At 64.8% G+C, this 6293-nt stretch carries 9 protein-coding genes; 5 read left to right on the top strand and 4 right to left on the bottom strand.

What is annotated here, in order from left to right; genetic code table 11:
• Positions 1-254: 254 nt before the first annotated feature.
• The 3 genes from KGM94_RS22505 to KGM94_RS22495 all read right to left on the bottom strand — a co-directional run bounded on the left by KGM94_RS22505 (position 255) and on the right by KGM94_RS22495 (position 2887).
• Complete coding sequence (locus KGM94_RS22505) at positions 255-938, bottom strand: substrate-binding domain-containing protein (RefSeq protein ID WP_300264245.1); 684 nt, start codon at positions 936-938, stop codon at positions 255-257.
• 23 nt (positions 939-961) lie between these two features.
• Positions 962-1666 carry a GrlR family regulatory protein gene (locus KGM94_RS22500; RefSeq protein WP_300264247.1) on the bottom strand — a complete coding sequence of 235 codons (705 nt, stop codon included), beginning with the start codon at positions 1664-1666 and terminating at the stop codon, positions 962-964.
• Positions 1667-1852: 186 nt separating this feature from the next.
• Complete coding sequence (locus KGM94_RS22495; RefSeq protein ID WP_300264243.1) at positions 1853-2887, bottom strand: glutamine synthetase beta-grasp domain-containing protein; 1035 nt, start codon at positions 2885-2887, stop codon at positions 1853-1855.
• A 534-nt stretch (positions 2888-3421) separates the two neighbouring features.
• Here KGM94_RS22495 and KGM94_RS22490 point away from each other — a divergent pair.
• The gene (locus tag KGM94_RS22490; RefSeq protein ID WP_300264242.1) at positions 3422-3625 is read left to right on the top strand and encodes a DUF2735 domain-containing protein; all 204 of its coding nucleotides are present in this window, start codon (positions 3422-3424) and stop codon (positions 3623-3625) included.
• Between the two features lie 99 nt (positions 3626-3724).
• Here the strand turns inward: KGM94_RS22490 and KGM94_RS22485 are convergent, their stop codons facing one another.
• Positions 3725-4033 carry an MliC family protein gene (locus KGM94_RS22485; protein WP_300264240.1) on the bottom strand — a complete coding sequence of 103 codons (309 nt, stop codon included), beginning with the start codon at positions 4031-4033 and terminating at the stop codon, positions 3725-3727.
• A gap of 71 nt (positions 4034-4104) precedes the next feature.
• Between KGM94_RS22485 and KGM94_RS22480 the strand changes: the two genes are divergently transcribed.
• The 4 genes from KGM94_RS22480 to KGM94_RS22465 are packed head-to-tail and all read left to right on the top strand — an operon-like array spanning position 4105 to position 6043.
• A complete protein-coding gene (locus tag KGM94_RS22480; RefSeq protein ID WP_300264238.1) occupies positions 4105-4848 on the top strand; it encodes a tyrosine-protein phosphatase in 744 nt (247 codons plus the stop codon).
• 14 nt (positions 4849-4862) lie between these two features.
• Positions 4863-5543, top strand: coding sequence for a 3-oxoacyl-ACP reductase FabG (gene fabG, locus KGM94_RS22475; protein ID WP_300264236.1), 681 nt, complete (start codon positions 4863-4865; stop codon positions 5541-5543).
• Positions 5544-5597: 54 nt separating this feature from the next.
• A complete protein-coding gene (locus tag KGM94_RS22470; protein ID WP_300264234.1) occupies positions 5598-5795 on the top strand; it encodes a hypothetical protein in 198 nt (65 codons plus the stop codon).
• Positions 5792-6043, top strand: coding sequence for a hypothetical protein (locus KGM94_RS22465; RefSeq protein WP_300264232.1), 252 nt, complete (start codon positions 5792-5794; stop codon positions 6041-6043). Before KGM94_RS22470 ends, KGM94_RS22465 begins: the two co-directional genes overlap by 4 nt.
• The last annotated feature ends 250 nt before the right edge of the window (positions 6044-6293 follow it).

Genomic DNA, 6293 nt, shown 5'->3' with positions numbered 1-6293 from the left:
CTGATGGCGATTTCAGATCCTGGGCAAACACCGGCGAGGAGGACGCACACAGCATCGCCAGGCCAACCGTCCACTTCCGTAACGTCATTTCATGCTCCATGCGTCCATCGCTTGCGACGGCAATCGCCCGCCAACTTAAGTGGCTGCACCGGCTGCGCTTTGATCCAAATTAAAGAGGCCTGGACGTCGTTGAGCACGATCCTTTCGGGTACGGCGCGCTTTCAGCATGACACGGCGTCCGAGCATCGGCGAATTCAAGGTTCGAGCCCCGAGTCCCGCAACACCGGCGCGACCTCCGGCGAGGCAAGGTAGCGCAGCAGGCGGTCGGCTGCCGCGACATTCCTCGCCGAATTCATGCGGCCGGCCGAGAACACCGAGGGCGTCTGCAGCTCGCGCGGGATCGGCCCGACGATCTCGATGCCCGCAACCTGCTTCAACTCGCTGATCTGCTGCACGGCGAGATCGGCCTCGTCCGTCAGCAGCCGTTCCGCGGTCAGCCCCTGCGGCACGACGATGGCGCGGGCGTTGACGTCCGCCGCGACGCCCAGTCGTTCGATCAGCTCTGCGAAGTAGATGCCGCTCGCGCCCAGCCGCGAATAGGCGATGCATCGCGCCTCGCGCAGCGTCTGGCGAAGCGTGCTTTCGCTGGAGATGTCCGGATGCAGCCGGCCGGCTTTGACGGCGAGACCGACGTAGGAGCGTGCCAAATCGACCGCGCTGTCCGCCGCCACGCGCCCCTCCTTGATCATCTCATCGAGGCCCTCGCGGGTCAGGATCGCGATATCGGCGATTTCGCCGGCGCGCAGCCGCGGCAGCAGCGCCTGTGTCGGCGCGAAATCGGCGTCGATGCGGACGCCGGTTGCGGCTTCGCAGGCGGCGGTCACGCGGCGCATCGCACCGAGCAGGCCGAGCGTCGAGAGCAGGCGGACGTCATCCATGTCGATCCCGTGAGTTGGTCGTATCACACGCGGTGCATCAGCTTCAGCGCCGCGGTCAGGCGCAGGCTGCGCTTGCCGGCGAGCGCCGTCGCCTCCAGCACGGCCCGTTCGTCGTCATAGCTGCCGGAGAAGCCGATGCCGATCTCGTGGCCGCCGAAGATCGCATTCTCGTCCCTCGCCGGCGTGTGCTCCTGGTTGAGGATCTGGCCCTTCCAGCGCCCGTTCGCCGCCGTATAGCTGCCGAGATAATAGAACGAGGCATCGCCACCGAGGATGCGTCCCCGGTCGAGCAGCATGACGCCGGTGAGTCCGCCGTCAAGACCGTCAAGCATCTGCAAATGAATCGAATAGAGGCCGTTGACGATGCCGCCCTCGCCCACGCGGCCCGCGACCGGCACCTCGTCCTCCCCGATCGGCGTCATCACCGACTGGAACGGCACACCCGGCAGCTCCTTCAGCTCGCCCTTGAAGCGGTAGAGATCGCCGTCCGCCCGTCCCGTCGCGATCAGCGTCGCGTCGTCGGTGCCGGCCATGGCGCGATAGGTCGGATCCGGATTGTGCCGGACCGTCCTGACCACGATCGCGACCTCGTCGCCGATCTTCTCGTAGCTGCCGATATGGGCAAAGGCCGAGTTGCCGCCGAGCAGCTTGCCGTCGCCGACATGCATGACGCTCCGGCCCACGCCTTCGCCGAGCTGATACCGCACCTTGTAGAAGCCCTCAAACACCAGCCGTGTCCCCGGCCTGCGCGCATCCACCTGTAGTTTATCCCCGTTTGGGTTGAGATGAACATGGTTTGCACGAAGAAAGCGGCCGGGGCGCCGTCATGAAAATGCAAAAATCCGCCGAAGCCGCGAGGCTCCGGCGGATTTGATTGCCAACCCGGGCCAGCCCCAGTCCGGGCCGGGAGGTCGTCAGGCGGCGGCCTTCTTGTCGGTCGGCACGCTCGCGATCGTCTTCAGCACCTGCGAAGCGATCTGGTATGGGTCGCCCTGCGAGTTCGGACGACGGTCCTCCAGATAGCCCCTGTAGCCGTTGTTGACGAAGGAGTGCGGCACGCGGATCGAAGCGCCGCGGTCGGCCACGCCGTAGCTGAACTTGTTCCACGGCGCGGTCTCATGCTTGCCGGTCAAGCGCTTGTCGTTGTCCGGCCCGTAGACCGCGATGTGGTCCATGAGGTTCTTCTCGAAGGCCCCCATCAGCTTCTCGAAGTAGTCCCTGCCGCCGACTTCGCGCATGTACCTGGTCGAGAAGTTGCAGTGCATGCCCGAGCCGTTCCAGTCGGTGTCGCCGAGCGGCTTGCAGTGGAATTCGATGTCCACGCCGTATTTCTCGCACATGCGCAGCAGCAGATAGCGGGCGATCCACATCTGGTCGGCCGCGGTCCTGGAGCCCTTGCCGAACACCTGGAACTCCCACTGGCCCTTCGCGACTTCCGCGTTGATGCCTTCGTGGTTGATGCCGGCCGCGAGGCACAGGTCGAGATGCTCTTCGACCATCTTGCGGGCGATGTCGCCGACGTTCTTGTAGCCGACGCCGGTGTAGTACGGACCCTGCGGCGCCGGATAGCCGGCGTCGGGGAAGCCGAGCGGACGGCCGTCCTTGTAGAAGAAATATTCCTGCTCGAAGCCGAACCAGGCGCCCTCGTCGTCGAGAATGGTGGCGCGCTTGTTGGATGGGTGAGGAGTCTTGCCGTCGGGCATCATGACTTCGCACATCACGAGCGCGCCGTTGGTGCGCGCGGCGTCCGGATAGATGGCGACCGGTTTCAGCACGCAATCGGAGCTGTGGCCTTCGGCCTGATTGGTGGACGAGCCGTCAAAGCCCCACAGCGGAAGCTGCTCGAGCGTCGGGAACGACGCAAATTCCTTGATCTGAGTCTTGCCGCGCAAGTTCGGAGTCGGCGTGTATCCGTCGAGCCAAATATACTCGAGCCTGTATTTGGTCATTGAGCCTCTCTGTAGACGATGCGAAAGGTGGGGACCGGGCGGTCCCCGCAGCTACCCGGCCATCATCGGCCGAGCGCTTCCAAGCATGTCGCGTGCCAGAACACCGCACTGCGGCAGGTTCTCCACGGCTTTCGACCAGGACGGACGGCGCTCGATTCCCGCTGGGCGGGTGCGTCAAAGCAGCGCAGCCTGAGGTTCCCGCCGCATCGCAAAAAACTCGCGGAAAACGCTCAATTCTGCGGCATTGCGGGCCCGGCTTCGAGGGCCGATTAAGCTGGCGCCAGCCGCTCGCAACTTTCGGCAAGCGCGCGGCCGCTACCCCGCAACCTTCGTATCGGCTCGCGCATTAGCCCGGCGGCCGCTGCCTCGCAGGATGCAGAGCAAGTTCTGCCCACAAATTAGGCAAAGGGTGATTTTGTTTTCAGCACATTGCATTTTCGTGAGCGCCGCCAATATCGGGAGACCCAGTAACTCTAAGCGAACGAGTCGGACGCACCATGGAGGTCAAGCGCTCCGGACGTAGGAGATATCGCAATGGTCAACAATAGTTTGGGTCAATCATCTGCCCAGATCGTTCAATTCCCGGTCGGAGGCCGCGCGGCTCTCGGCGGGCGCCGCTATGGCGAGACCAGACTGCCGGCCGATCACCTCGCGACACCCGTGACCGAGACGATCTGCAGCGGTTCCTGGTACCACCAGGAGGCGATCGAAGAAGCCAAGCCGACATGGGATCGCTGATGCCGTTCGGTCCGCTGCCACCACATCGTCTGTGCCGCCGAGCGGAGGTTTGAAAAAGGGTCGAAACCACTGCGTTTCGGCCCTTTCTCGACTCCGGCCTCAGATCAACTCGCAGGCCGTGACCGGCCGCTTGAGGTGCTGGACCGTGATGCCGGTCTTGCCGATCCTCAACGTGATCCCCGCGCCGGAATAGCGCGCCCCCGACAACGTCGGACGTTTTGCGAGCGGCACGGCCTTGCCGTCGATCTGCAAGAAGGCGCGCTTGTCGTAGTCATAAAATCCGACGATGAACTGCGTGCCGTCGGCACAGTAATAGTTTTGGAAGGTCTGCGCGCCCGCCGGCCGCGCGGTCAGTGTTCCACCAGCCAGAATGACGACGGCCACAACAATGGCCTTGTGCCGGTTCATCTTCGCCCCCTGTAATAGCCCACGCGCCCGGCGCGACGCTGTCCGCCTGCAACATAACCCAAGCTGATCCAATGTCCGACTCCCCTGCCCGTCACCTCAACCTGCAAGGCGCCAGCAATTTTCGCGACCTCGGCGGCTACCCGACCGCCGACGGCCGGCTCACGCGCTGGCGGCAGATCTTCCGCTCCAACCATCTCGGCCAGCTGACGCCAAGCGACGTCGCCGTCGTGCGCGAACTCGGGATCAGGAGCGCCTTCGATTTCCGCGGCGTCGAGGAACGGACCGGCGGCGTCTGCGGTGTCAGCGAGATCACCGTGCATTCGCTGCCGATCGAGCCGACGGTGGTGGCCGCGCTGCGCGAACGCATGGTCCAGGGTACGCTGACCGCGCCCGTCGCGCTCGAGATCATGCGCGACTCCTACCGCAACTACGTCCGGCACAACACCCACAGCTTTCGCGCGCTGTTTGCCCACCTGCTCGAGGATCACGCGCCGCTGGTGATCCACTGCACGGCGGGCAAGGACCGCACCGGCTTTGCCAGCGCGCTGATCCTGCACGCGCTCGGCGTCGCCGACGAGGTCGTCGCCGAGGATTATCTGCTCACCAACCACTGCTACCGGCGCGACAGCTCCTCGGCCTCCGATCTTCCCGACGACGTGCGCGATGCGATCGGCGCGGTCGAGGCGTCGTATCTGGCCGCCGGTTTCGACGCCGTCAGCGCCGAATATGGCGACATCGAAGCCTATTTGCGCGACGGGCTGAAGCTCGGTTCGCCCGAGCGCAGCGCCCTGAAGGCGCGCTACCTGCAATCGTGACCCCGGAGCCTATCATGAACGGACGCGTCCTCGTCATCACCGGTGCGCTCGGCGCGCTCGGCCGGGTAGTCGCGGAGACGGCGCTGTCGCGCGGAGCGCGCGTCGCCGGCCTCGACCATGCGCCGTCTACGGGGCGAGCAACGCCGGATCGCATCGAGCTCGGCGGTATCGATCTCTCCGACGCGGCGCAAGCGAAGGCGGCGATCGAGACGGCCGCAAAGCATTACGGCCGGCTCGATGCGCTGCTCAACATCGCCGGCGGCTTTGCCTTCGAGACGGTGGCCGACGGCGATGTCGCGACGTGGCAGCGCATGTATGCGCGCAACGTGCTGACCGCGCTCAACACCTCGCGCGCCGCCCTTCCCCATCTGGCCGCGTCGAAGTCCGGCCGCATCGTCAATGTCGGCGCGCTCGCCGCGCAGCAGGCCGGGTCCGGCATGGGCCCCTACGCGGCGTCAAAGGCCGGCGTCCATCGCCTCACCGAGGCGCTCGCCAGCGAGTGGAAGGGCAAGGTCACCGTGAACGCGGTGCTGCCCTCGATCATCGATACGCAAGCCAATCGCGCCGGCATGCCGAATGCCGATTTCGCCAAATGGGTGGCGCCGCAGGAGCTCGCCGAGGTGATCCTGTTCCTCGCCGGCGAATCCGCGAGCGCCGTCACCGGCGCACTGATCCCGGTGAGCGGACGGGTGTAACGTAGCTGTGGTCCCGTCTATCCACGGAGGACCATTGTTGATATACTATTCTTTATGACTGCCGAAGAGATCGAGAAGGCAATCGAGCAACTTCCGCCAAGAGAGCTGGCACGTTTTCGCGCGTGGTACCGGCAGTTCGAAGCTGATCGCTTCGATGAGGCGGTGGCCACGGATGCAAAGGCCGGCCGCCTCGACGCATTCGCCGAGGAAGCACTGGCTGACTATCGTGCCGGGCGAACTCGCGACCTGTGAAGCACACGGCCTCATCTAGGTTCTGGAAAGCCTACGACGCGCTGCCTGCCGAGGTCCGGCGGCTGGCGGATGCGAATTTCGCACTGTTGAAGAGCGACCCGACCCATCCGTCCCTTCAGTTTAAGAAGGTCGGACGATTTTGGGCCAGGGTTGGGCTGCGCTATCGCGCCTTGGCGGTGGAGGTCGAAGGTGCCTTCGTCTGGTTCTGGATCGGATCCCACGCCGAGTACGATCGTCTGATCGGCTAGGTGCACCTCTCCGGCTGGCGCGGCCTCCGACGCAACAGCGAGTGATAGACTGCCCGCACTGATTCTCCGACCGAAGCCCACTCCGGAACCTCCCGTGGAAACCGCGCTCTATCTGCCCGTCAAACGCTTCCTGGAAAAGCTCGGATTCACCGTGAAGGGCGAGATCGGCGGCTGCGATCTCGTCGGGCTGAGCGACCGCGATCCGCCGGTCGTGGTGATCGGCGAGCTCAAGCTCGCCTTCAATCTCGAA

Origin of the sequence: Bradyrhizobium sp. (assembly GCF_028868675.1) — a bacterium.
In the GTDB taxonomy this organism is placed as follows: Bacteria; Pseudomonadota; Alphaproteobacteria; order Rhizobiales; family Xanthobacteraceae; genus Bradyrhizobium.
Note: the sequence above shows the minus strand (reverse complement) of the source record. Positions and strands in the feature narration are given on the sequence as shown.

Bases quoted from the DNA above. Each gene is read 5' to 3' on its own strand.
- KGM94_RS22495 (WP_300264243.1), bottom strand. From the start codon at position 2,887: ATGACCAAATACAGGCTCGAGTATATTTGGCTCGACGGATACACGCCG.
- KGM94_RS22480 (WP_300264238.1), top strand. From the start codon at position 4,105: ATGTCCGACTCCCCTGCCCGTCACCTCAACCTGCAAGGCGCCAGCAAT.
- KGM94_RS22485 (WP_300264240.1), bottom strand. From the start codon at position 4,033: ATGAACCGGCACAAGGCCATTGTTGTGGCCGTCGTCATTCTGGCTGGT.
- fabG (WP_300264236.1), top strand. From the start codon at position 4,863: ATGAACGGACGCGTCCTCGTCATCACCGGTGCGCTCGGCGCGCTCGGC.
- KGM94_RS22490 (WP_300264242.1), top strand. From the start codon at position 3,422: ATGGTCAACAATAGTTTGGGTCAATCATCTGCCCAGATCGTTCAATTC.
- KGM94_RS22470 (WP_300264234.1), top strand. From the start codon at position 5,598: ATGACTGCCGAAGAGATCGAGAAGGCAATCGAGCAACTTCCGCCAAGA.
- KGM94_RS22505 (WP_300264245.1), bottom strand. From the start codon at position 938: ATGGATGACGTCCGCCTGCTCTCGACGCTCGGCCTGCTCGGTGCGATG.